This is a genomic window from Stenotrophomonas sp. YJH_SMC_37, from assembly GCF_059370035.1.
In genome coordinates this window covers 132934-155296 of record NZ_JCAFTG010000004.1, presented here as the reverse complement: position 1 = coordinate 155296, position 22363 = coordinate 132934, and the positions used below count along the sequence as shown (strand labels likewise).

General features: G+C 66.2%; 24 protein-coding genes and 1 tRNA gene. 8 read left to right on the top strand and 17 right to left on the bottom strand.

From position 1 onward, the window contains the following. Window positions 1-174: 174 nt before the first annotated feature. On the top strand, window positions 175-750 hold the full coding sequence (locus tag AC5P8J_RS07655) for a hypothetical protein (protein ID WP_021202618.1): 576 nt from the start codon (window positions 175-177) through the stop codon (window positions 748-750). 536 nt (window positions 751-1286) lie between these two features. Here the strand turns inward: AC5P8J_RS07655 and AC5P8J_RS07650 are convergent. After that, window positions 1287-1502, bottom strand: a complete 216-nt coding sequence (locus tag AC5P8J_RS07650; RefSeq protein WP_227854115.1) for a hypothetical protein — start codon at window positions 1500-1502, stop codon at window positions 1287-1289. 145 nt (window positions 1503-1647) lie between these two features. On the opposite strand from AC5P8J_RS07650, the gene AC5P8J_RS07645 reads away from it, so the two are divergent. Further along, on the top strand, window positions 1648-1890 hold the full coding sequence (locus AC5P8J_RS07645; RefSeq protein WP_227854114.1) for a hypothetical protein: 243 nt from the start codon (window positions 1648-1650) through the stop codon (window positions 1888-1890). A 34-nt stretch (window positions 1891-1924) separates the two neighbouring features. Here AC5P8J_RS07645 and AC5P8J_RS07640 read toward each other — a convergent pair whose 3' ends face one another. Beyond that, window positions 1925-2305 (bottom strand): tautomerase family protein, encoded by a 381-nt coding sequence (locus tag AC5P8J_RS07640; protein ID WP_103283119.1) that lies wholly within the window; start codon window positions 2303-2305, stop codon window positions 1925-1927. Window positions 2306-2881: 576 nt separating this feature from the next. Between AC5P8J_RS07640 and AC5P8J_RS07635 the strand changes: the two genes are divergently transcribed. Beyond that, window positions 2882-3781 (top strand): DUF6216 family protein, encoded by a 900-nt coding sequence (locus tag AC5P8J_RS07635; RefSeq protein WP_180876260.1) that lies wholly within the window; start codon window positions 2882-2884, stop codon window positions 3779-3781. 69 nt (window positions 3782-3850) lie between these two features. Here the strand turns inward: AC5P8J_RS07635 and AC5P8J_RS07630 are convergent. The 14 genes from AC5P8J_RS07630 to AC5P8J_RS07565 all read right to left on the bottom strand — a co-directional run bounded on the left by AC5P8J_RS07630 (window position 3851) and on the right by AC5P8J_RS07565 (window position 15284). Then, window positions 3851-3925 (bottom strand) — tRNA-Val (locus tag AC5P8J_RS07630). A gap of 175 nt (window positions 3926-4100) precedes the next feature. Continuing rightward, window positions 4101-4454, bottom strand: coding sequence for a PilZ domain-containing protein (locus AC5P8J_RS07625; RefSeq protein ID WP_005412452.1), 354 nt, complete (start codon window positions 4452-4454; stop codon window positions 4101-4103). Continuing rightward, window positions 4451-5407: a DNA polymerase III subunit delta' gene (locus tag AC5P8J_RS07620; RefSeq protein ID WP_329841339.1), complete on the bottom strand. Its 957-nt coding sequence runs from the start codon at window positions 5405-5407 to the stop codon at window positions 4451-4453. Before AC5P8J_RS07620 ends, AC5P8J_RS07625 begins: the two co-directional genes overlap by 4 nt. Further along, entirely contained in the window at window positions 5404-6069 is a 666-nt protein-coding gene (tmk, locus tag AC5P8J_RS07615) for a dTMP kinase (RefSeq protein ID WP_019659493.1), read from the bottom strand. The genes AC5P8J_RS07620 and tmk overlap by 4 nt, the downstream gene beginning before the upstream one ends. Then, window positions 6066-7127 carry an endolytic transglycosylase MltG gene (gene mltG / locus AC5P8J_RS07610; RefSeq protein ID WP_019659494.1) on the bottom strand — a complete coding sequence of 354 codons (1062 nt, stop codon included), beginning with the start codon at window positions 7125-7127 and terminating at the stop codon, window positions 6066-6068. The genes tmk and mltG overlap by 4 nt, the downstream gene beginning before the upstream one ends. Before the next feature lie 246 nt (window positions 7128-7373). Beyond that, a complete protein-coding gene (locus AC5P8J_RS07605) occupies window positions 7374-8738 on the bottom strand; it encodes an aminodeoxychorismate synthase component I (RefSeq protein WP_227854112.1) in 1365 nt (454 codons plus the stop codon). Window positions 8739-8830: 92 nt separating this feature from the next. Continuing rightward, window positions 8831-10093 (bottom strand): beta-ketoacyl-ACP synthase II, encoded by a 1263-nt coding sequence (gene fabF / locus AC5P8J_RS07600; RefSeq protein WP_019659496.1) that lies wholly within the window; start codon window positions 10091-10093, stop codon window positions 8831-8833. 142 nt (window positions 10094-10235) lie between these two features. Beyond that, entirely contained in the window at window positions 10236-10475 is a 240-nt protein-coding gene (acpP, locus tag AC5P8J_RS07595; RefSeq protein WP_005415509.1) for an acyl carrier protein, read from the bottom strand. Window positions 10476-10627: 152 nt separating this feature from the next. After that, window positions 10628-11371, bottom strand: a complete 744-nt coding sequence (fabG, locus tag AC5P8J_RS07590; protein ID WP_005408312.1) for a 3-oxoacyl-ACP reductase FabG — start codon at window positions 11369-11371, stop codon at window positions 10628-10630. A gap of 81 nt (window positions 11372-11452) precedes the next feature. Further along, window positions 11453-12397 (bottom strand): ACP S-malonyltransferase, encoded by a 945-nt coding sequence (gene fabD, locus AC5P8J_RS07585; RefSeq protein WP_019659498.1) that lies wholly within the window; start codon window positions 12395-12397, stop codon window positions 11453-11455. 147 nt (window positions 12398-12544) lie between these two features. Continuing rightward, window positions 12545-13327, bottom strand: a complete 783-nt coding sequence (locus AC5P8J_RS07580; protein ID WP_019659499.1) for a BUD32 family EKC/KEOPS complex subunit — start codon at window positions 13325-13327, stop codon at window positions 12545-12547. 76 nt (window positions 13328-13403) lie between these two features. Beyond that, window positions 13404-14381 (bottom strand): beta-ketoacyl-ACP synthase III, encoded by a 978-nt coding sequence (locus AC5P8J_RS07575; RefSeq protein WP_019659500.1) that lies wholly within the window; start codon window positions 14379-14381, stop codon window positions 13404-13406. Window positions 14382-14472: 91 nt separating this feature from the next. Further along, a complete protein-coding gene (gene rpmF, locus AC5P8J_RS07570; protein WP_005408308.1) occupies window positions 14473-14667 on the bottom strand; it encodes a 50S ribosomal protein L32 in 195 nt (64 codons plus the stop codon). A 107-nt stretch (window positions 14668-14774) separates the two neighbouring features. Then, on the bottom strand, window positions 14775-15284 hold the full coding sequence (locus AC5P8J_RS07565) for a YceD family protein (protein WP_019659501.1): 510 nt from the start codon (window positions 15282-15284) through the stop codon (window positions 14775-14777). Window positions 15285-15397: 113 nt separating this feature from the next. Between AC5P8J_RS07565 and AC5P8J_RS07560 the strand changes: the two genes are divergently transcribed. Continuing rightward, a complete protein-coding gene (locus AC5P8J_RS07560; RefSeq protein WP_019659502.1) occupies window positions 15398-15967 on the top strand; it encodes a Maf family protein in 570 nt (189 codons plus the stop codon). Window positions 15968-16069: 102 nt separating this feature from the next. Here AC5P8J_RS07560 and AC5P8J_RS07555 read toward each other — a convergent pair whose 3' ends face one another. Beyond that, window positions 16070-17905 (bottom strand): glycosyltransferase family 39 protein, encoded by a 1836-nt coding sequence (locus tag AC5P8J_RS07555; RefSeq protein ID WP_019659503.1) that lies wholly within the window; start codon window positions 17903-17905, stop codon window positions 16070-16072. A 42-nt stretch (window positions 17906-17947) separates the two neighbouring features. Here AC5P8J_RS07555 and AC5P8J_RS07550 point away from each other — a divergent pair, with 42 nt between their 5' ends. From AC5P8J_RS07550 to AC5P8J_RS07535, 4 genes are read left to right on the top strand one after another with little or no spacing between them, the layout of a single operon-like run. After that, a complete protein-coding gene (locus tag AC5P8J_RS07550; RefSeq protein ID WP_021202627.1) occupies window positions 17948-18901 on the top strand; it encodes an AAA family ATPase in 954 nt (317 codons plus the stop codon). A 23-nt stretch (window positions 18902-18924) separates the two neighbouring features. After that, the gene (locus AC5P8J_RS07545; RefSeq protein WP_031269638.1) at window positions 18925-19848 is read left to right on the top strand and encodes a DUF58 domain-containing protein; all 924 of its coding nucleotides are present in this window, start codon (window positions 18925-18927) and stop codon (window positions 19846-19848) included. Beyond that, window positions 19841-21790: a transglutaminase TgpA family protein gene (locus AC5P8J_RS07540; RefSeq protein ID WP_021202629.1), complete on the top strand. Its 1950-nt coding sequence runs from the start codon at window positions 19841-19843 to the stop codon at window positions 21788-21790. The genes AC5P8J_RS07545 and AC5P8J_RS07540 overlap by 8 nt, the downstream gene beginning before the upstream one ends. Next, complete coding sequence (locus AC5P8J_RS07535; protein ID WP_019659507.1) at window positions 21787-22314, top strand: Slp family lipoprotein; 528 nt, start codon at window positions 21787-21789, stop codon at window positions 22312-22314. Before AC5P8J_RS07540 ends, AC5P8J_RS07535 begins: the two co-directional genes overlap by 4 nt. The last annotated feature ends 49 nt before the right edge of the window (window positions 22315-22363 follow it).

Below are 22363 nucleotides of genomic sequence, written 5' to 3'. Positions count from 1 at the left end.
GCCATGGCCAACCTTGGACCCCGTTCAGGGTTTGCCCCCTGCGACACGGTGACGCAGGAGCTCGCCTCGCGCGGCGACATGTGAATGCACCACACCGCGGTCCCTGCGCTTGCGGGCTCTGCCTCGCCAACGTTAGGGTTCAATTGGCCACGGCAAGGAGCCAGAGGAAGCTGCATGACCACCCGCATCACACACCGGCAGCGCATCAGCCTGCTCGGCCTGACCGCGCTGCTTGCTGCCTGCGCCGACAAGGGGCCGCCCCCACCGCCAGAGCCGCTGGAACTCTCACAGCCCATCGCCGTGGACGCGCCCGGCCAGCAGGTGCAGTTCGAGTTCGAAACCACGGCGCGCAATTTTGCCAGCTACCGCACTTATGCGGTGGAACTGGATCTGCAGCACGTCTCCCCATCGCCAGATGCTGCTTCTCCGCGCGACCTGCACATTCCTTTACGCGTTGGACTTCAGCAATGGTCCGGCGGCACTTGGCAGCCGCTGGCAAGCCCCGACGCGTATCAGATCGCACAGTCGCAATCTGGCCAGCCACTGCCAGACTGGCACCGCGGTAAGGGTCTGAACTACGCCCAGATCCAACGGGGCAGCGATGGCGCATACCGATTGCATGTCGCGTTGCTGCCGTTGCAGGCGCATGGCCGGTATCGGGTCCAGGTCAGCACGGTTGAAGACATCGCACCACTTCGTGGCGCAAGCGCCAGGATGCTGATTCACGAATCGCGTCCGCTCGCCAAGTAGCACAGCGCCTTCGTACACCTTCCAGGAGGAACACCACGCACATGGACAAGCCACGCTACATCGTCGATATCGTCATTGCGGCACCGGGTACACCGCTTCTCGACCCCGCAACGCAGCAGCCGCTGAGCAATCCGGATGGTTCCCCGCAGACATCCGGGCCCGGTCACATGTTCTACGTCCTGCGAGCACCGGGGAAAGATCCAGCGAGCTACGGCTTTGCACCGATCAAGCACGGCAGCATGAACGGACCTGGCGACATCGTGGACAGCGATGCAAAGACCTACAAGAACCCGCATTACACGCGCTCTCTGGAAATCACCGAAGCCCAGTACAACAAGCTCAAGGCGTTCGGCGACGATCCAGTGGCGCACGGCTTCAGCAAGCACTACGCCGACGTGCGCCACAACTGCGTGGACTTCACCTGGGGCGCATTGAATCATGCCGGCATCCAGCGCAAGCACAGCCTGGACGTGAACAGCATCGGCGGCCCCGTCGGCCAGTTGCTGCCCGATGTCCGCATTCCGCTGGGCGTCCAGTCACAGGGCAAGGACGGCTATCGTCCGCTGCGCAACATCCATGGCGTGGACAGCATTGAGCCCCCTTTCCCCAACAGCGAACTCAACCGCACCACCACTCATCCCCTGCCCGAGCGCAGCTTGAAGCAGCGTCTGCTCAGCGAAACCGATGGCATTGATGGCCCCTTGAGCGAGCGTCTGGCTGCGGACGCGCGCGCACCGGGGCACAGCCTTCATGCCTTGGACCAGAAAGTGCGTACCGCACTCGCCCAGGCCAGCGAACAGCAGGGACTGCCCCCCCGGCCAGGAGCACGAACGACTGGCCGGCCATCTGACCCACGCGGCGGTGCAGGCCGGCTTCAGCGAAAAGGACACGCTGCAGGTGGCATTCAGTTCAAACAGCACCGCCGAGGCACCCGGCTACGTATTCCTGCATCGCAGCGGCGACACCGCCTCGCCGGACCCTGCCGCCAATCGCCAGCGCCTGTCCCTGCTCGATACGCAGCAGGGCGACGCGGATACGCTGTATCAGCAGGCCAATGTGCAGCAGCAATCCCGCGACGCAAGCCGGCTGGCGCAGGACGAGCAACAGGCACAACAGCAGGAGTCGCCGCGCATGGCCTGACCCAGCCGCATCAGGCGCCGACACCGTTCCCGCATCAACTCACGTACTGCGCCTGGCCGTTCCCGAACGACCAGTTCTCCTTCTTCACTTCCACAAGATTGATGAACACGTCTTCGCGGCGGATGCCCACCGCCGCATGCAGTCCATCGGCGATGCCGGCGTACAACGCCTTTTTCTGCTCGAGCGTGCGCCCTTCGTTCCAGGTGATCTGGATGCAGATGAAGTCGTCGGTGCGATCCACGCCCAGGTAGCCGGGATCGTAGATCAGCGTGCCGGGCGCGTGTTCCTGGAAGATCTGGAAGCGGTCGTTCTCCGGCACGCCCACTGCGCGCAGGGCCTGGTAGATGGTTTCACCGACCCGTTGCAGGTAGTCGGCGGATTTACCTTTGCGAAGATCGATGCGGGCGAGCGGCATGGTGGCACTCCAGACTGGATGGGTACGACGACAGGCTGAGACTACGCCTGCCCGGGGCGGTGGGACAGCACAGGGATGGAACCCTCTGGCTCCATGCGTGGCATGGTCCCCGCCTCCGGCGCTCGGGGTGACGCGATTGCCATGGCGGCATCCCTCCGGAGTCGTCATGTGCACGGTCGGCAGGGGCGGCGATGTGCGCCATCAGTGATGGGCCGCACTACTCGCGGGTGCTGGACGGCACACATCGGGAAACGTCTGGCCTGCCTAGGGACAGTTGAGAATTTTCCTTACAGACCGATGTGATTGCCCGGCTTGAAGATCGCCGCGCCGGGGCAAGACACCTTGGCCGGGATTGGCGTCTCGAATAAACGAACGAATACTCATCGCTGCGGTTTACGTCGCAGCAGAGAGAATGCACCGATTGCCTTCAATGGCGGCCGGTGCGTGGGGATCGACTACGGCGCGAATTGCAAACAGCCGTCAGTCGCGCACGCAGATGGAGAAGAATTTCCACTATAAAGTTTCCGGAAGCATCGCCGATCTCGGAAGCACACCCCTAACACATAACAGCCAAACATGCTGCTTGAAATTCCATTCATCAATATTCTTCCGGTGATAGTGCCACCGGCGCTCATCCTCTTTGGATTTATCTATCTTTGGTATCGGGCAGAGTCACTCCATCACATAAGACTACGGCTGATCCGGATCTTCGTCTCAAGGCGCGACCTGACCAACGAAACAATAAATCAACATATTTTGGATGAATCGTCGCTTCTCGCATTTCGATTCAGCAGCGGGATAAAGGCGGAAACACTGCAAGATGCAGAGGGTGTTATTTCGTTCGCCCTTGCAAAAAACATCCCTCTATCTTTGATTAGCCGAGCGGGAAGGGCGTTCGACATTTCTGCACTGACCATGCGTGAAAAGCAGTTGCCGCGCCGAGGGCAGAACATCATTGTTTTTTTGCTTGCCCTATTCTTCTTCGTTCCTGCTGTCATCCTAGCCGGCATGTCTACTGAAGGTGACTTCATGACGTCGCTCAAGGAGACAGGAACAAAAATCTGGCTCTCGCCAGACCATGTATCCCAACGCAATTGGTTTCTCAAAGGCGTGACCATCGAGAAAAATGTCCTCTGCCAACCCCTTGCGCCACGCTCGGGCGAGCCGAAGCCCTCCAACTGGCTCAGCCCGAGGGACAAGGAAATTCTGTGTGAGGTCTTCAACGATGCCAAACTGTCCAAAGTTATCAACGAGGAAGTCAAGGCCCAGCGCCGCAGTTTGATCTACTTAGCTGTATTGTGTGGGGGAATGAGCGTTTTCACGTTCATCCTCATGATTCAAGGTCTCACCGCGCAGAATCTCGCGCAGCGCCTTCAGAAGACAAACCCCGCTGCACAGCAGGCCGTCATTGCGAGACCCCGGAAGCTTTGCATTCACCTGTCGATTTTTGGACAGCGTCGACGTTCCGACCACTGATCAAGCAAACACGAAAAAGCCGGCTCAAGGCCGGCTTCTTCATAACACCTGAAAAATCAGGGTTCTATTTGGTGGGCGGTACAGGGATCGAACCTGTGACCCTTGCCGTGTGAAGGCAATGCTCTACCGCTGAGCTAACCGCCCGGTGTGTTGCTGAGCCGCTCATTATAGGGGCTTTTCAGAGGCCGTCAACACTTTTTCACATTCGTGTTCACGGGTGTTTTCGGGGCGCGCAGCCGAGCATGGCTCGGCTCTACAGAACAGCGGGTTCACAGGCGTTTCGGGGCATGCAGCCGAGCCCAGCCCGGCGCTACCGGAATCACATCGTATGGGTCGGCTTGTCCGAGCCGGTCAGGCCGGCCAGCAGGGTCTCGATCTTGTGGCGCACGCCCTCGCCTTCGGCACCGTCGGCCAGCTGCACGCCGATGCCGGCGGTGCGGTTGCCCTGTGCGCCGGCCGGGGTCACCCAGATCACCTTGCCGGCCACCGGCAGGCGCTCGCTGGAATCGGGCAGGGTCAGCAGCAGGAACACCTCGTCGCCCAGGAAATAGCGCTTGGGTGTGGGCACGAAGATGCCGCCATTCTTCACGAACGGCATGTACGCGCTGTACAGCGCGGCCTTGTCCTTCACAGCCAGGGACAGGATGCCCTGGCGGGCGTTGCTGGCACTCATCGATTTCCCCTTGCGGCAGGCCGCTCGTTCACCTTGTTCCAGGCCAGCAGCAACTCGACCACCGCGAGGTCTGCACGCACCGTGGTGCGCAGCAGGTCGCGGGTGCGGTTGGCCGCATCGAACCAGGCTGCAAGCTTGTGCAATCGCTCCGGCGTGGTCAAGGCATCGGTACTGGCCTGGGCCAGCGCCAGATCGGCAGCGAAGCGCAGGCGCAGCGCCGCGTTGTCATCACCGCACCACTTCTGCGCCAGCTCCACCGCGCCGGTCTTGCCGGCGGCCAGCTGTTCCAGATCTCGACCGACTTCGCGGCGCAGGCTCAGGCCGTCTTCGCGCAGCCAGTTGTCGGCCTGGCCGGGATGGCCGCGGGCGGCCTCCAGCGCTTCGCGCACCGATGCTTCACTGTGGCCCAGCTGCTGCAGCCAGGCCAGTGCTTCGTGCTGCGGCGGCAGCTTGAATTCCAGTCGCTGGCAACGGCTGCGGATGGTCTGCGGCAGGCGTGCCGGATCGCTGCTGATCAGCCACAGATAGCGGCCGGGCTGCGGCTCCTCAAGCGTCTTCAGCAGCGCGTTGGCGGCCGAACGGTTGATCGCATCGGCCGGATCGACGATCACGACCTGCGCCACGCCGTACTGCGGGGTCAGCGCCAGCTTTTCGGTGATCTCGCGCACCTGCTCGATGACGATCTCGGTACGCAGCTTGTCGCCGCTCTTGTTCGGAATGAAGCTGACCAGCTGCAGGTCCGGATGGGTGCCGGCGGCGATCAGCTGGCGCGTGCGCGTGGCGTGCGTTGCATCACCCTGCGCCAGCACGTGGTCGGCCAGCGCCAGCGCCACCTCGCGCTTGCCCAGCCCGGCCGGGCCGCAGATCAGCAGGCCATGACCGAGGCGACCGGCGTCGAGCGCGGCCACGGTCTGGTCGAACGCGCGCTGCTGCCACGGCGAAAACGTGCTCATGCGCCCTCCCCGTCCTGCAGCCAACGCTCGATACGTGCGACCACATCGGCGGCCACGCGTTCCTGCACCTGGCCGGCGTCGATCAGCGCGAAGCGCTGCGGGTCCTGCTGTGCGCGGCTGCGGAACACGGCGCGCACGCGCTGGAAGAAATCGTCCTGCTCGCTCTCGATGCGGTCCGGCCACAGGTCGCGGCCGTTGGCGCGGGCGCGGCCCACCGCCACATCCACATCCAGCAGCAGGGTCAGGCCCGGCAGCAGGCCGACCGCGCGGCGCTCCAGGTCGGCAATCCACTGCGGATCCAGGCCACGGCCGCCGCCCTGGTAGGCGTAGCTGGAATCGGTGAAGCGATCGCTCAGCACGTAGGCACCGCGCTGCAGCGCCGGCCGGATCACCTGGCGCACATGCTGGGCGCGTGCGGCGAACACCAGCAGCAACTCGGCTTCGGCGCTGAGCGGCTCGGCAGCGATCTCGGCATCAGGCTTCAGCACCAGGCCGCGGATGCGCTCGGCCAGTGGCGTACCGCCCGGCTCGCGGGTCAGCACCACCTCGTGGCCGTGGCTGCGCAGGCAGTCACGGATGGCATTGATGGCGGTGGTCTTCCCCGCGCCCTCGCCGCCTTCCAGGCTGACGAAACGCGGGTGACGAAGCAGCGCGGGACTCATTGCGCCGGGATCTCCTGGGTACGTTGCTGGCGCAGCTGCTGCAGGTAGCGGGCTACGGCGGCGTTGTGCTGCTCCAGGCTGGGCGAGAACACGTGAGCGCCGCTGCCGTCGCCCACGGCGACGAAGTACAGCGCGTCGCCGGCGGCCGGCTGCGCGGCGGCCATCAGCGCGTCGCGACTGGGCATGGCGATCGGGGTCGGGGTCAGGCCCGCACGGGTATAGGTGTTGTACGGCGTATCGGTGGTCAGGTCGCGGCGGCGGATGTTGCCGTCATACGCGGCACCGATGCCGTAGATCACGGTCGGGTCGGTCTGCAGGCGCATGCCGATCTTCAGGCGGCGCATGAACACGCCGGCGATCTGCGGGCGCTCGCTGGCCAGCGCGGTTTCCTTCTCGATGATCGACGCCAGCGTCAGCAGTTCGTAGGGCGTGTTGATCGGCAGGTCCGGCGCGCGGCTTTCCCAGGCTTCGTCCAGCGCCTTTTCCATTGCGGCGTGGGCGCGCTTGAGCACGTCCAGATCACTGTCGCCGCGCTGGTAGACGTAGGTCTCCGGCAGGAAGCGGCCTTCCGGGTGCTGGCCACCGAAGCCGAGGCGCTGCATCAACGCGGCGTCATCCAGGGTATCGGTGGTGTGCAGCAGCGGCTCGGCGCGCTTGAGTGCAGCACGCAGCTGGCGGATGTTCCAGCCCTCGACAATGGTGACGCGGTGCTGCAACACCTTGCCGGCGCGCATGCGCAGCAACAGCTCGCGCGGGGTCAGCTCGCCACTGAGCGCGTACTCGCCTACCTTCAGCTTGCCGGCCGCATCGAGCTGGCGCGCCAGCAGTTGCCACTGGGTGTCCTGGCCCTCGTCCACGCCGGCATCGCGCAGCTTGCGCAGCACGCTGTTCATGCCATCGCCGCTGGCGATGACCACGCTCTCGGCGGTCGGGGTGATCGGGGCATCGGCGAACCGGGTCTGCTGGTAGAAGAACCACGCGCCCGCGCCGGCCACGACGGCGGCCAGCACCACCACCAGCGTTACCACGAACAGACACCCGCGCTTGGCTCCCGCCATGGACTACCTCTGAACTCGATTCCGTCGTGCAGGATACCGTGCCGGTGGATTGGGGTCATGACCGGGGTCGCGCCTGCGTGCCGACCAACGGTCGGCACCCACCACAATCCATGCCTGGCGCGGCGATCAGTAGATCCACGCCATGCGTGGATGAATGGCCATGGAGGACTCCGTGCCGACCAACGGTCGGCACCCACCGTGGGGGAATGGCGTTGCCGGCCAGCGGCCGGCACTACCGGTGCACGCCTAGCCCTGCTGGCCCAGCGCGCGCAGCAGGCCGCGGGCCTTGGCGCGGGTCTCGTCCAGTTCCTTGTCCGGGTCCGAATCGACCACGATGCCGGCGCCGGTGCGGAAGCTCACCTCCTGGCCGTCCACTTCGGCGGTGCGGATCAGGATGTTCAGGTCCAGGTCGCCATCGCGGTTCAGCCAGCCGAACGCGCCGGTGTAGGCACCACGTGGCACCTGCTCCAGCTCGCTGATGATCTGCATGCAGCGCACCTTGGGGCAGCCGGTGATGGTGCCGCCCGGGAACGTGGCGGCGATCACCTCGCCGGGCGTGACCTCCGGGCGCAGGTGGCCGCTGACGTTGCTGACGATGTGGTGCACATGCGCGTAGCTCTCCACGGTCATCAGCTCATCGACCACCACGGTACCGGGCAGGCAGATACGGCCCAGGTCGTTGCGCTCCAGGTCGATCAGCATCACGTGCTCGGCACGCTCCTTGGGGTGGCCGACCAGTTCCTGGATGCGCGCGGCATCATTGTCGCCCTCGAAGCGCGGACGCGTGCCGGCAATAGGACGCGTCTGCGCGTGGCCGGCATGCACCGACACCAGCCGTTCCGGCGAGGAACTGACCACGTGGCGGCCGTGCGCGCTGAACAACCCGGCGAACGGTGCGGGGTTGGCACGGCGCAGCTGCGAATACAACGCCTGCGGGCTGACCGGCGCGGCGAACTGCGCGCTCCAGCGCCGCGACAGGTTTACCTGGAACACATCGCCGGCACGCAGGTAGTCGATCACCCGGCGCACGCCATCGGTGAAGCGCTGTGGCGCATCCTCGCCGACCGACTGCGGCGGCTGCCAGCCCTGCCCGGCCTCCGGCAATGCCTGCGACGCCAAGGTCATCAGCGCCTCCAGCAGGGTCTGCTCACCGGCTTCGGCGATGACGAAGCTGGCGTCGTTCTGGTGGTCGTGCAGCACCGCGGCCGGGCAGCGCAGCGCCAGCGCGGTCGGGCGGCCGTCCGCGCGCGCGCGCGCCGGCAGCACCGGTTCGATCTGGCTGGCCACTTCGTAGTCCAGCATCAGCGCCCAGCCGCCACGGAACGGCAGGCTGTGGCTGCCGTCGTGCGGCAGACGTTCGTGCTGCCAGGCGCGATCCAGCGCCTGCAGGAACGTGCCGGGCTGCACGGCACCCTGCAGGTCGCGCACCTGGCCATCGGCGTCCAGCCGCAGGCCCTCGCCCTGCGTGGCCAGCAGCAGGCTCCAGCGGCCCTGGGCGGTGCCCGAGGCAGTGGATTCCATCAGCAGCGGGAAGCGCGCCGGGTCATGCTGCTGCAGGGCCAGCAGATCGATCGGGTGCGGCAGCGGGTGGATCAGCGGTGCGTGGGTCATGGCGGCCAGGTCGGGGGTTCAGATGCACGGAAGCCGCCTTGCGGCGGCTCCGTAGAACGCGGCATCGAGCATGGCCCGACGCTACAACTCGGTCAGACGCGCTTGAAGATCAGCGTGCCGTTGGTGCCGCCGAAGCCGAAGCCATTGGACATCACCACGTCGACCTTGGCCTGGCGTGCTTCGTTGGGCACGTAGTCCAGGTCGCAGCCTTCGCCCGGCTGCTGCAGGTTGATGGTCGGCGGAATGACGTTGTCCTGCAGCGCCATCACCGAGAAGATCGCTTCCACGCCGCCAGCAGCGCCCAGCAGGTGGCCGGTCATCGACTTGGTGGAGCTGACCATCATCTTGTAGGCGTGGTCGCCGAAGGCGGTCTTCATGGCCATGGTCTCGCCCAGGTCGCCCAGCGGCGTGGAGGTGCCGTGCGCGTTGAGGTAACCCACCTGTTCCGGGGTCACGCCCGCGTCCTTCATGGCCATGACCATGCAGCGCGCGGCGCCTTCGCCGTTCTCGCTCGGTGCGGTCATGTGGTACGCGTCGGAGCTGGCGCCGAAGCCGGCCAGTTCACAGTAGATCTTTGCGCCACGCGCCTTGGCGTGCTCGTACTCTTCCAGGATCAGGATGCCGGCGCCGTCGCCCAGCACGAAGCCGTCACGGTCCTTGTCCCACGGGCGCGAAGCCTGTTCCGGGGCGTCATTGCGGGTGCTCATGGCCTTCATCGCGCAGAAGCCACCCAGTGCGGTCGGCGACGAGCCACGTTCGGCACCGCCGACCACCATCACGTCGGCGTCGCCGTACTGGATCATGCGCATCGCGGTACCGATCGAATGGTTCGAGGTCGCGCACGCCGACACCGCCGAGAACGACGGGCCCTTCAGGCCGGTGATGATGCTCAGCTGGCCCGGCAGCATGTTGATGATGGTCTTGGGCACGTAGAAGGGCGAGATCTTCTTGCCCTCGTGGAACTCGATGGTCTGCTCTTCGATGCCGAGCAGGCCGCCGATGCCGGCGCCGACGATGGCGCCGATGCGCTCGGCATTGGCGTCGGTGATCTCCAGGCCCGAGTCGTGCAGGGCCATGAACGAGGCACCGAGGCCGTAATGGATGAACGGGTCCATCTTCTTGGCATCCTTGCCGCTGACCCGGAATTTGCCGAACAGTTCGTTGTCGGCGGTGATGTCAAAGCCCTTGACCTCACCTGCAATCTTGGTGGTGAACCGATCCAGGTAGGCATCAGAAATGTTGGTCAGCGGACCGATGCCCGAACGACCGTGGGTGATGCCTTCCCAGCTGCTGGCCAGATCATTGCCCAACGGCGAGACGATACCCAGGCCGGTTACGACGACGCGACGCTTCATTGCTGATTCTCCTGACCCGAAGGTTCAATCGGGTAACACGGTTTGCTTCGGTGTGATGCCCAAACACACGGGGCCGCAACTGCGGCCCCATGGGGTGCGGTGCGCGGCGAGCGTGAGCCCGCGCGCGCACTGCCGTCTGACATCAGGCCTTGACGTGGGCCTTGATGTAGTCGATGGCGGCCTGCACGGTGCTGATCTTCTCGGCTTCTTCGTCCGGGATCTCGCACTCGAATTCTTCTTCCAGGGCCATCACCAGCTCGACGGTGTCCAGCGAGTCAGCGCCCAGGTCATCGACGAACGATGCGCTGTTGGTGACTTCTTCTTCCTTGACGCCAAGCTGTTCGACGACGATTTTCTTGACGCGTTCTTCGATGGTGCTCATGGGATCTCGCTCCAGATGGAGTTGTGGTTCAAAAGTGGTCGCCATCAAGGGCGATGGCCGTGGGATAGTGTAGTGGAAACCGGCGCGGCCTTGCATTGCAGCAAAAACCCCCGCAGATCAACCACTTGCGGCGCAATCCCTGCGCCCCTTGCTTACGGCATGTACATGCCGCCGTTCACATGGAGGGTTTCGCCGGTGATGTAACCGGCAGCCGGGCTGGCCAGGAAGGCCACCGCATGGGCGATGTCTTCCGGCGATCCCAGGCGTTCGAGGGCGATGTCGTTGATCAGCGCGGTGCGCGCTTCTTCCGGCAACGCCTTGGTCATGTCGGTGTCGATGAAGCCAGGTGCGACAACATTGACGGTGACGCCGCGCGAACCGATTTCCTTGGCCAGCGACTTGCTGAAGCCGATGATGCCGGCCTTGGCCGCGGCGTAGTTGGCCTGGCCGGCGTTGCCGGTCACGCCCACCACCGATGCGATGTTGATGATGCGGCCCTTGCGTGCCTTCATCATGCCGCGCATCACCGCCTTGCTGGTGCGGAACACGCTGGTCAGGTTGGTGTCGATGATCGACGCCCAGTCCTCGTCCTTCATGCGCATCAGCAGGTTGTCGCGGGTGATGCCGGCATTGTTGACCAGGATCGAGATCGGGCCGAATTCCTTGGCGATGCCATCGAGCACGCTGTCCAGCGCGGCGGCATCGGTGACGTTCAGCGCGCGGCCGTGACCGCCGTGGGCAGCCAGGCGTTCGCCGATCGCGGCAGCGCCGGATTCGGTGGTGGCGGTGCCGATGACGGTGGCGCCCTGGGCGGCCAGCAGATCGGCGATGGCGGCGCCAATGCCACGGCTGGCACCGGTGACCAGTGCGATTTCACCCTGCAGGGGCTTGCTCATGATGTTTTCCTCAGACGGGAGCGGCCGCCGCACCGTGCCGCTTGCAGCGGCCACCGGTACGGCCGGCAGGAACAGGGAAGGTCAGGCCGACCATGCCTCGCGGGCGGCTTCGAAGTCGCCCGGCGTGGCCAGCGGACGGCCGTCGATGGCCTTGTCGATGCGCTTGACCAGGCCGGTCAGCACCTTGCCTGGGCCGCACTCGGCGATCTGGGTGATGCCGCGGGCGGCCAGCGCCTGCACGCAACCGGTCCACTGCACCGGCTGGTACAGCTGCTGGACCAGCGCGGTGCGGATGGCGTCCACGCCGTCGTGCACCTGGGCATCGACGTTCTGCACCACCGGCAGCTGCGGCGCCTGCCAGGACAGGCCGGCCATCACTTCGGCCAGGCGGTTGGCGGCTTCGCGCATGAGCGGGGTGTGCGAGGGCACGCTGACGGCCAGCTTGACCGCCTTGCGCACGCCCTTCTCGGCCAGCAGCGCCAGTGCACGGTCGACCGCATCGGCGTCGCCACCGATCACGATCTGGCCCGGCGAATTGAAGTTGGCCGGCACCACCACCTGGCTGCCTGCGGCTTCGGCGCAGACGTCCAGCACCAGCTGGTCTTCGGCACCGAGCACGGCGGCCATGGCCCCGACACCGGCCGGTGCCGCTTCCTGCATCAGCTGGCCACGCAGGCGCACCAGGTGCGCACCGTCATGCAGGCTCAGCGCGCCGGCGGCGACCAGGGCGGTGTACTCGCCCAGGCTGTGGCCGGACAGCACCGACGGGCGCGGGCCGCCCACGGCGTTCCAGGCGCGCCACACGCCGATGCTGGCGGCCAGCAGGGCCGGCTGGGTGTATTCGGTACGGTTGAGCATTTCCTCCGGGCCGCCCTGGGACAACGCCCACAGGTCGACACCGGCACCATCGGATGCCTCGGTGAAGGCTTCACGCACCTGCGGGTGCAGTTCGGCCAGCTCGGCCAGCATGCCCACAGACTGCGAGCCCTGGCCGGGGAAGACAAAAGCGAGGGTGGATACGGTCACGCGGTCATCCGCTTGTTGCAATCGAAGCGGGCCATGATAAGGGGGAATCCGCTGTGTCGTCTGTACGTGCGCGTATGCAGGCGTATGGAGCAATGACAGGGTCAGATCCCTTTTCCACCGGAAATGGGATCTGACCCCGGCCGACGATCAGCAGAACAGCTGCAGGACGTCCAGATCGCCGTCGGCGAGGAAATCCACGCACAGGCCCACCAGCATCAGCACGCCAGCAGTGCTGGCACCGTGGGTGATGAAGATCGAATGGGCCAGCGCGCGCGCTGACCGGCCCAGCTTCATGCAGACCCTGGCCAGGCTGCGCAGGCGGCCACTGACCGCATGCACGTGCTCGCGCACCGGTGCCTGGGCACCGCCCATCGCCTCGGCCATCATCGCCTGCAGGTGCTCGGGGCGGTCGGCATAGTACTTGGCCACGCCATAGCCGAACATCAGCCAGTCGCGGGCCTGGGCTTCGGACAGGTCCATCACTTCCAGTGGATCTTCCTCGAAGTCGATGAAACCGACCTTGTCGCCATCCCAGGTGAGGTTGCGCGGCAACGGCTGGCCGAAATAGGCGCCGCGCGCATGCGCTTCGGCAATGGCCTGCATCGCCGCCATGACCAGCCGATCACGACCGGCCTCGTCGGCCTGGCGCAGGCAGGTATTGAACGAGCTGCCGTTGTCGCCGATTACCAGCGCGGCATGGCCGGTGCCCAGCACGTCAGGCACGTTCACACCCTGCGCCTGCAGTTCTGCAAGGCGGCGGGCCTCGGTTTCGCGTGCGGCGTCGCCGCCACGGTGCGGAGGAGGACGAAGGGCATCGAGGTGGAAACGACGGGCAACAAAATTGAGCAGGCCAAGGGCCAGCGCCCGGCTTCCCTTGCCGTACTGCTTCAGCCAGGCACGTTGCCCTTCGATGACGATGGGCTCAACCATGACAGGTCCTCCTTAAACGCGTTACGGCCCCGGAGGGCCGCAACGACAAAGCTTCACATTGTCGTAACTTGCACTATCAATAGCGCAACAGAGCCGAACCCCACGTGAAGCCACCACCGAAGGCCTCCAGCAGCAGCAGCTGGCCGCGCTCGACCTTGCCCGAACGCACGGCGGCGTCGAGCGCCAGCGGCACCGAGCCGGACGAGGTATTGCCATGCTTGTCGACAGTCACCACCACCTGGTCCATCGACATCTCCAGGCGCTTGGCGGTGGCTTCGATGATGCGCAGGTTGGCCTGGTGCGGAATCAGCCAATCCAGGTCGGACTTGTCCAGGCCGTTGGCGGCCAGGGTCTCGTCCACGACCGAGTCCAGCGCCTTGACGGCGTACTTGAACACGTCGTTGCCCTTCATGTTGATGGTGCCGCCACCGTTGGCGCCGTCCTTGAAACCGCTCGAGACGCCGACCGGGTTCCACAACAGCTCCTTCTTGCTGCCGTCGGCATGCAGGTGTGTGCTGAGGATGCCGGTCTCTTCGTCGGCCTTGAGCACGACGGCGCCAGCGCCATCGCCAAACAGTACGCAGGTGGTGCGATCGTTCCAGTCGACCATGCGGGTCAGCGTTTCGGTGCCGATCACCAGCACGTGCTTGCAGTCACCGGAACGGATGAATTTATCGGCCACGCCCAGCGCGAACACGAAGCCCGAGCAGGCTGCGTTGACGTCGAAGGCGGGGCACCCGGCCACACCGAGCTTGGCCTGGATCAGGCACGCGGTGGACGGGAAAATAAGGTCAGGCGTGGTCGTACCGACCACGATCATGTCGAGCTGCGAAGCGTCGATGCCTGCGGCTTCCAGCGCGCGCAGGGCGGCGTTGTAGCCAAGGTCGCTGGTGGTTTCGCCTTCGGCCGCGATGTGCCGTTCACGAATGCCGGTGCGCGACTGGATCCACTCGTCCGAGGTTTCGACCATTTTTTCCAGGTCGGCGTTGGTCAGGACTTTTTCCGGCAAATAGCTGCCGGTGCCCGCGATCCTCGAGTAGATCCGCTTGCTCATCATGTTTCCTGTTGCGCGGGCCGCCGATCACCGGCACGCCCGGGAAAGAAGGCAAAGGCCGCTGCCCGGAGGCAGCGGCCTTCCCGGCACATCAATCTTCTTCGACGGCCGAGGTCTTGGTCTGGATGACCTTCTTGCCGCGGTAGAAACCATCGGCAGTGATGTGGTGACGCAGATGCACTTCGCCGGTGGTCGGGTCGGTCGACAGCTGCTTGGCGCTCAGGGCGTCATGCGAACGGCGCTGGCCGCGGCGGGACGGGGTAACACGGGATTTCTGGACAGCCATGGGATTGCTCCAAACTCGGTTCGTTTTGCTTCGTCGTTTCGTCGCACAGGACGCCAGCGCCCAGCACACTTTTCGCTTTCGCCGCAGCCGCCGACGACAACCGGCTGCTATTGTTTCTTCAATGCCGCCAACGCCGCAAACGGGTTGGCCTTCTTTGTTTCTTCTTCGCTCGGCGCCCAGTCCTTGTCGACTGCTTCACCGTCGGGCGACAGCGGTACCACCGGCACCGCCAGCACCAGCTCGTCCTCGACCAGATCCAGCGGCTTCAGCTGGCCATCTTCCGGCACCAGCAACGCCTCGTATTCCTCCGGCAGGGACGATTCCTCGTCCTCGTCGCGGATCAGGCCAAGCCTCTGGGTCACCTTCACCGGCAACAGGAATCGCTGCATGCTGCGCTGACAGGTCAGCGGCAACGCGGTGTCGATGGTCAGTTCCACATAGGATACCCGCAAGACGTCGTCGCGACCGAATTCAAGCGAGTAGACGCACTCGCCGTCGGTATCTGCGACCAACCCCTGCAGGCGGGTCAATTCAGCCAGGGAGACCTGACCGTCGAAGCGCCTTCGCGCTACAACCATCCGCCAGGCATCCAGCGTTTCGGGCACGTTCGCGGACATAAGCCGCTGAATACTAAGGATCGGAGCGGCGGCTGTCAAATGCCCGCCATACAGGACTTGCCGCTGGCGCTGCAGACGGGCCAGACTGCTTCGCCCTGCCCCGGTATTGTCGCATGTCACTGGTCCTGGCCTCCACGTCCCGCTACCGCCGTGAACTGCTGCAGCGGCTGGGCCTGCCCTTCGACTGCGCGCGCCCTGAGGTGGATGAAACCCCGTTGAACAACGAAGCGCCATTGGCCCTGGCCACCCGCCTGGCCGCCACCAAGGCGGTCGAGGTGGCGTGCCGGCATCCCGGCGCGTGGGTGATCGGCTCGGACCAGGTCGCGGACCTGAACGGCCAGCCACTGGGCAAACCGGGTACGGTCGAGGCCGCCTGCGCACAGCTGGCGGCGATGTCCGGGCAGACCGTGCACTTCCATACCGCCGTCTGCCTCAGCCGTGATGGAGCATCATTCACGGCCACCGATCTGACCGAGGTCCGCTTCCGTGCACTGGAACCGGACGAGATCGCCCGCTACGTGGCCACCGAACAGCCGCTGGACTGCGCCGGCAGCTTCAAATGCGAGGGCCTGGGCATCAGCCTGTTCGACGCCATCGACAACCGCGACCCGACCGCGCTGATCGGCCTGCCGCTGATCACGCTATGCGGATTGCTGCGCAGGGCAGGTTTCGCGGTGCCGTGAACGGTAGAGCCGAGCCCATGCCCGGCTGTTTTTTTTGAGGCTGCCTGCCATCTGAAGCAGAAGCAGCGGAGCATCGGCTCGGCTCTACAGGACCAGCGGACCTCAACGGACCTCGAACGCTTGCTCCTGCCATTGCTCCACGCTGCCGTCGCGCCCGTGCAGGCGCAGGCCCAGCCAATGCCTGCCCGGCGCGAGCGTGGCGGTATCCAGCGAGGCATCAAAGCCCACCGCCGGATGCTGCGGATCGGTACTGTCCGGCCAGGTGTGGCGCACGTCGAACACACGCCCGTAGCGGGCATCACCGATGGAGCGGCCATCGACCAGCACTTCAACCCGCGCCAGGCCGACGCCATCCTTGAACGCCCAGCCCTTGATCGCGAGCGTGCCGGACACCTTCTCGCCGTTGGACGGCGCATCCAGCCACGCCATCGCCGGCGTCACGCACGGCCCTTGCGCGCGCTGCACCGGCAGGCGGAACAACAGGAAGCGCTGGAATCCGTGATCACTGCTGACCACGCGTGGCGCAGGCAGCGGGCCCACCTGATCGCAGATGGCGTGATAGCGCGCCAGCAGTTCGCGATAGCGCTGGTCGCTGGGTGACAGCACCAGCAGCATCGGCGCCGTGCGCTCGCCCTCATGCAGCAGGCCCCACTGTGCCAGCTGTGCGGTGCGGCCATGCTTGTCATTGAGCGGATGCGGCAGCACCTCGATGTTGCCATTGCCCAGCTGGAAACCCAGTTCAGCGCCAACCTTGAAGTTGCCGGCCAGCACGCGTGTCCCTTGCGGCATCTGCCGCAACTCCTCGCGCACCGCTACCGCCAGGGGTTGCCAGCCGGCGAAATTGCGCGGGTAGTACTTGCTGCCGGCCATCTGCTCGCGCAGTGCCGGCGTGGAGGCCATCAGGTAGTAGCCGAAGGCCAGCACCATGCCCGCACCGGCCAACCACCAGCCGGTGCGGCGCAGCCAGCGCGGCCAGCCGTTGAGCACCACCGGCACCGCCACCAGCAGTGCGAGGTAACCCGGCAGCGGCCAGTGGAAACTGATCCGCTCGACGTCAGTAAAGAAGCCGAGCACGAAAATGCCCAGCGTGGATACGCCGCCCACCAGGCCGAAATAGCGCCACTGCACGCGCGCGCCGCCACCGCTCCGGGTTCCTGCCAGCGCTACCTTCCACATCGCCATGCACAGGATCGGCGTCACCAGCATCGGCTGGATCACCAGGAACCACAGCCCGCCCCATTCGAAGGCCCAGGGATGACGCTCGACCACCTGGAATTTCAGCCCGGCATCGTGGTTGTCCGCATTCCACGCCAGCAGTGGCAGCCACGCCAGCACGCCCACCGCCAACGCGACCCATACGCGCGGATCGGCCAGCATGCGCCTCCCCTGCGGCAATGCCAGCAGCGCAATGAAACCCACGCCGATGACACCGATGAAGCGGTAATGGCTGAGCGCACCGATCAACAGGCCCAGCGCCAGCTTCATCGCCGAGGAGGCATCCACGTTGTGCAGCAGGCGCGCGCCGGCATGCAGGCAGATCACCGCCGCCAGTGCCATCGGCACGTCCGGCACCGCCAGCAGGCCCAGCGTCGCCGACAACGGCATCAACAGCGTGAGGCTGCCCGCCTGCCAACCGGCCACGTTGCCGAACCAGCGCGTGGCCGTGCGCACTACCAGCAGCGGCAGCAGCGCACCGATGGCCAGGAATGGCAGGCGCAACGCGAGCACGTGATGGCCACCGATCTCAACGCCCAGCCGGGCCAGCCACGCGGTCAGCCCGGGCAGGTCCGAATAGGCTGCGGCCAGATGCTGGCCTTCCTGCCAATAGAACGCTTCGTCGACGAACAGCGGCAGGCGCGCGGCAACGATCAGCTTGGCCGCTGTGACCAGCGTCCATAACCAGAGAAATATCGTCCGTGCGCGCTGTTCGCCTTGCATTGCTCTATGGATAATCGAGTGGATTCCAGATCTGAGACGATCATGCCAGCCTCGTCCCCCAATCCCAGCATGCTAACCGATCAATTGCGTCAGGCCCTGCGGGAGGCACAGGATCAGGTCAACGCACTGGTGCTGGGCAAGGTGCCGGAAGTCAGGCTGGCCTTCGTCGCATTGCTGTCCGGCGGCCACCTGCTGATCGAAGACCTGCCCGGCCTGGGCAAGACCACGCTGGCGCATGCGCTGGCCAGCAGCCTGGGCCTCAGTTTCCAGCGCGTGCAGTTCACCTCAGATCTGTTGCCGGCCGATGTGCTGGGCGTGTCGGTGTATGAAGCCGGCAGCCGCCAGTTCCAGTTCCACCCAGGCCCGGTATTCACCCACGTACTGCTGGCCGACGAGATCAATCGCGCCCCCCCGCGCACGCAGAGCGCGTTGCTGGAAGCGATGGCCGAGCAGCAGGTCACCCTGGACGGGCAGACGCACCCGCTGCCGGACCCTTTCTTCGTCATCGCCACACAGAACCCGGTGGACCTGTCAGGCACCTTCCCGCTGCCGGATTCACAGCTGGATCGCTTCCTGCTGCGGCTGGCGATGGGCTATCCCAGCGCCCAGGCCGAGCGCGAGCTGCTGCGTGGCAGCGACCGCCGCGACCTGATCGCGCGGGCCGTGCCGAAGCTGGATGACACCCAGGTGCGCACGTTGCGCGACGCGGTGAACCAGGTGCATGCCAGCGACGCGCTGATCGACTATGTGCAGGCCCTGCTGACCCGCAGCCGCCAGCACGCAGGCGTGCGCGTCGGCCTGTCGCCGCGTGCCGGCCTGGCGCTGCTGCGTGCAGCCAGAGCACATGCACTGCTGCTGGGTCGCGGGCATGTGGTGCCCGAGGACGTGCAGACGCTGTTCGTCGCCGTGGCCGGCCACCGGTTGGTGGCGGAAGCCGAATCCAGTTCGGGGCCGGCATTGGCACGCGCGATCCTGCAGACCGTCGCGGTGGATTGAACGTGGCCACACGCTGGGCACGCATGCAGCTGCTGGCTCGGCCGCGCAGGCCCGAAGCCTTGCCGAAGCGACTGGATCGCCATCGCATCTATGTGCTGCCCACCCGCTTCGGCCTGTTCGTTGCAATCCTGCTGGCAGCCATGCTGCTGGGCGCGCTGAACTACAACAACAATCCCGCCCTGCTGCTGGCCCTGCTGCTGGCGGCAGCGGCAATCGCCAGTGCCATTGCCGCGCATCTCCAGTTGTCCGGCGTACAGATCGACGCGATCTCCGCCGAGCCGGTACCGGCCGGGCAACCCTTGCGCCTGCGCGTGGACCTCTCTCTGCGGGATCCGCGTGCGCGGCACGGCCTTCATCTCCAGCTGGGCGACAGCCAGGCCTGGACCTCGCTGCCTGCACACGGCCGTGGTGAAGTGGAACTGGAGGTTCCCAGCGAACGCCGGGGCTGGCTGGAGCTTCCACGTATCCGCCTGTCCACGACCCAGCCCCTGGGCCTGGTGCGGGCGTGGTCGTGGGTGTGGCCGGAACAGCCGCTGCTGGTCTACCCACTGGCCGAAGCCTTGGCGCCTGCACTGCCGGAGAGCGGCAGCGATCCGCTGCATACCCGTGCCCACGCCAGCGGCGAGGAACTGCATCAGCTGCGCCCCTACCGGGCGGGCGATGCGCCGCGCAGCATTTCCTGGAAGCACTCGGCACGCCGCGACAGCCTGCTGGTGCGCGAGTACGAAAAACCGGTCGGCATCGAAGTAGTCCTCGACTGGCGCGCATTGGCGCCGCTGGGCCAAGAAGCACGCATCGCTCGATTGGCGCGCTGGGTGGATGTAGCCGAGCGCGAGGGCCGCCGCTACACCCTGTTGCTGCCTGCACACCCGCCGTTCGGGCCCGGACTGGGCGCCAGCCACCACCACCTGTGCCTGCGCGCGCTGGCGCTGATGCCGCATGACTGAGACCCCGGAGCTGCTCGACCGCAACGCCCGCAACTGGACCCTGGCCAGCGCGGCGCTGGCTCTGTTGCCGCTGCTGCTGCAGCTGCCGCCACTGCTGGCGGGCGTGATCGCGCTGGCGGCGATTTTCACCGCCGCCCTGTCGCGGCGGACAGTGCTGCCGATGCCGGTGCGCCTGCTGCTGGTGCTGGCCATGCTCGGCGCCATCGTCTGGCAGATGGGCATGGTGCGCCCAGGACGCGACACCGGTTGCGCGCTGCTGGCCGCGATGCTGGCGATCAAGTCCAGCGAGCTGCGCAGCCTGCGTGATGCCCGCAGTCTGCTCGGCTTTGCGCTGTTCTCGCCCTTTGCAGCATTCCTGCTCGACCAGGGGCCGCTGACAACAGCACTGGCCGCGCTGGCCGGGGTCAGCGCACTGCTCGCCCTGCAACGCCTGGCCCAGGATGAAGGCCATGCTGGCCGCCTGCCGTTGCGCGGGCAGCTGCGTGGTGTCGGCCGCCTGCTGGCGATCGGCCTGCCGCTGGCATTGGCCTGCTTCTGGCTGTTCCCGCGCCTTGCCACGCCACTGTGGGGCGTTCCCGAGCGCGCCGTGGGTACACCGGGGCTGTCCGACAGCATGGAACCCGGCCAGTGGCTGGACCTGATGGCCGACGACACCCCGGCGTTGCGCGTGCAGTTCTTCGGTGCCCCACCCGAGCCGGCGCAGCGCTACTGGCGCGGCCCTGTACTGACCGCCTTCGATGGACGGCGCTGGACACGCGAGCCTGCGAGCGCGCGGCGACCTGCTGCGGTGGTTGAAGCCGGTACACAGGGCTGGGATTACCAGATCGACTACGAGCCGACTGACCGCCGCCAGCTTGTGGCGCTGGACCTGCCCAGCGGTGCGCCTGCGGGCAGCATGCTGGATGCGGACATGAGCCTGCGCAGCGAGCGCCCGCTGGCCTCGCTCAGCCGCTGGCGATTGCATTCGGCCCCTCCACGGCAGTTCGACAGCACGCTGTCGCCCCTTCTGCGCCGCGCGACGCTGCAGCTGCCGGCCGGCTTCAACCCGCGCACCGCCACCCTGGCCCAGCAATGGCGACAGGACGCCGGCGGTGATGACGAGGCCATCGTGCGCCGCGCGCTGCAGTGGATCACCACCGATTTCTCGTACACGCTGGATACCCCGGCGGCGGGGCGCGACCCGATCGACGAGTTCCTGTTCGGCTACAAGGCCGGCTTCTGTGAACACTTCAGCTCGGCTTTCGTGGTGCTGATGCGCAACGCGGGTGTACCCGCGCGGGTGGTGACCGGTTTCGCCGGCGGCACCCGCAACCGCATCGGCGACTACTGGGTGGTGCGGCGGATGGATGCCCACGCCTGGGCCGAGGTGTGGCTGCCGCAGCGCGGCTGGGTACGGGTAGACCCGACGGCGGCCGTGGCACCGGAACGCATCCTGGACACGCTGGACGACCGCCTGCAGGCCGGCACGGACACACCACTGCGACAGCGGTGGCTGCAGCTGGGCCAGATGGGGGATTGGCTGCGCCGCGGCTGGAACGATCTGGTGCTGTCCTTCGATGCGCGCCGCCAGCAGCAACTGCTCAAGCCTTTCGGGCTGGACGATCTGGGTCCCGGGCAGCTGGTCGCCGGCTTCGTCGTGGCCGCCCTGCTGGCACTGGCGTGGATGGCCTGGCTGCTGGCCCGCGGCGAGCGCGAACGCGACCCGCTGCTGCGCGCCTGGCATCGCCTCGGGCGACGCTACGCCCGCCTCGGCCTGGCCCGAGAACCGCACGAAACCGCACAGCACTGGGCACAGCGGGTTCACCGGCAGCGACCCGACCCGACCCTGCTCGCGCTCAGCCAGCGTTTCGCCGACGCGCGCTACGCTGGAACTTGCAACGACCTCGCCTCATTATTGCGGGACCTGCGCAGGCATCGCCCGACTTCCGGAGCCTCCCCATGAACACCAAGTTCCTCCTCACCGCTGTGGCCACGCTGGCCCTGTCGGCCTGCGCCACGGCCCCGAAGCCGCTGCAGGGACAGTTCAGCCTGGTCTCTCCTCGCGACTCGGTCGCTACCCAGCAGGTCGGCACGCCGGTCCGTTGGGGCGGTCGCATCATCGAAACCAAGCCTGGCCAGGGCGAGACCTGCTTCCAGATCATCTCGCGCCCGCTCAATGGCAGTGGCCGCCCGAACACCACCTCGTCCGATGCCAGCGACGGCCGCTTCATCGCCTGCCGTGCCGGCTTCTACGACCCGGCGGTGTTCGAGGCCGGTCGTGACGTCACCTTCATCGGCAAGATCGACGGCTACCAGAACACCCGCATCGGCGAGTACGACTATCGCCTGCCGAAGCTGGCGGCCGATGTCATCTACCTGTGGCCGGAACAGCGCCAGGTCGATGTGGTGCCCTACCCCTATGGCCCGTGGGGTCCGGGTCCGTGGGGCCCTTACTGGGGCGGCTATGGCCGCTGGGGCTGGTGGTGATCGCCACCGCACAGGCATGACGGAAAGGCCGCCCTCGGGCGGCCTTTTT

Bases quoted from the DNA above. Each gene is read 5' to 3' on its own strand.
- AC5P8J_RS07655 (WP_021202618.1), top strand. From the start codon at position 175: ATGACCACCCGCATCACACACCGGCAGCGCATCAGCCTGCTCGGCCTG.
- AC5P8J_RS07650 (WP_227854115.1), bottom strand. From the start codon at position 1,502: ATGAAGGCTGTGCCCCGGTGCGCGCGCGTCCGCAGCCAGACGCTCGCT.
- AC5P8J_RS07640 (WP_103283119.1), bottom strand. From the start codon at position 2,305: ATGCCGCTCGCCCGCATCGATCTTCGCAAAGGTAAATCCGCCGACTAC.
- AC5P8J_RS07635 (WP_180876260.1), top strand. From the start codon at position 2,882: ATGCTGCTTGAAATTCCATTCATCAATATTCTTCCGGTGATAGTGCCA.
- AC5P8J_RS07625 (WP_005412452.1), bottom strand. From the start codon at position 4,454: ATGAGTGCCAGCAACGCCCGCCAGGGCATCCTGTCCCTGGCTGTGAAG.
- AC5P8J_RS07620 (WP_329841339.1), bottom strand. From the start codon at position 5,407: ATGAGCACGTTTTCGCCGTGGCAGCAGCGCGCGTTCGACCAGACCGTG.
- tmk (WP_019659493.1), bottom strand. From the start codon at position 6,069: ATGAGTCCCGCGCTGCTTCGTCACCCGCGTTTCGTCAGCCTGGAAGGC.
- mltG (WP_019659494.1), bottom strand. From the start codon at position 7,127: ATGGCGGGAGCCAAGCGCGGGTGTCTGTTCGTGGTAACGCTGGTGGTG.
- AC5P8J_RS07605 (WP_227854112.1), bottom strand. From the start codon at position 8,738: ATGACCCACGCACCGCTGATCCACCCGCTGCCGCACCCGATCGATCTG.
- fabF (WP_019659496.1), bottom strand. From the start codon at position 10,093: ATGAAGCGTCGCGTCGTCGTAACCGGCCTGGGTATCGTCTCGCCGTTG.
- acpP (WP_005415509.1), bottom strand. From the start codon at position 10,475: ATGAGCACCATCGAAGAACGCGTCAAGAAAATCGTCGTCGAACAGCTT.
- fabG (WP_005408312.1), bottom strand. From the start codon at position 11,371: ATGAGCAAGCCCCTGCAGGGTGAAATCGCACTGGTCACCGGTGCCAGC.
- AC5P8J_RS07580 (WP_019659499.1), bottom strand. From the start codon at position 13,327: ATGGTTGAGCCCATCGTCATCGAAGGGCAACGTGCCTGGCTGAAGCAG.
- AC5P8J_RS07575 (WP_019659500.1), bottom strand. From the start codon at position 14,381: ATGAGCAAGCGGATCTACTCGAGGATCGCGGGCACCGGCAGCTATTTG.
- rpmF (WP_005408308.1), bottom strand. From the start codon at position 14,667: ATGGCTGTCCAGAAATCCCGTGTTACCCCGTCCCGCCGCGGCCAGCGC.
- AC5P8J_RS07565 (WP_019659501.1), bottom strand. From the start codon at position 15,284: ATGTCCGCGAACGTGCCCGAAACGCTGGATGCCTGGCGGATGGTTGTA.
- AC5P8J_RS07560 (WP_019659502.1), top strand. From the start codon at position 15,398: ATGTCACTGGTCCTGGCCTCCACGTCCCGCTACCGCCGTGAACTGCTG.
- AC5P8J_RS07555 (WP_019659503.1), bottom strand. From the start codon at position 17,905: ATGCAAGGCGAACAGCGCGCACGGACGATATTTCTCTGGTTATGGACG.
- AC5P8J_RS07550 (WP_021202627.1), top strand. From the start codon at position 17,948: ATGCCAGCCTCGTCCCCCAATCCCAGCATGCTAACCGATCAATTGCGT.
- AC5P8J_RS07545 (WP_031269638.1), top strand. From the start codon at position 18,925: ATGCAGCTGCTGGCTCGGCCGCGCAGGCCCGAAGCCTTGCCGAAGCGA.
- AC5P8J_RS07540 (WP_021202629.1), top strand. From the start codon at position 19,841: ATGACTGAGACCCCGGAGCTGCTCGACCGCAACGCCCGCAACTGGACC.
- AC5P8J_RS07535 (WP_019659507.1), top strand. From the start codon at position 21,787: ATGAACACCAAGTTCCTCCTCACCGCTGTGGCCACGCTGGCCCTGTCG.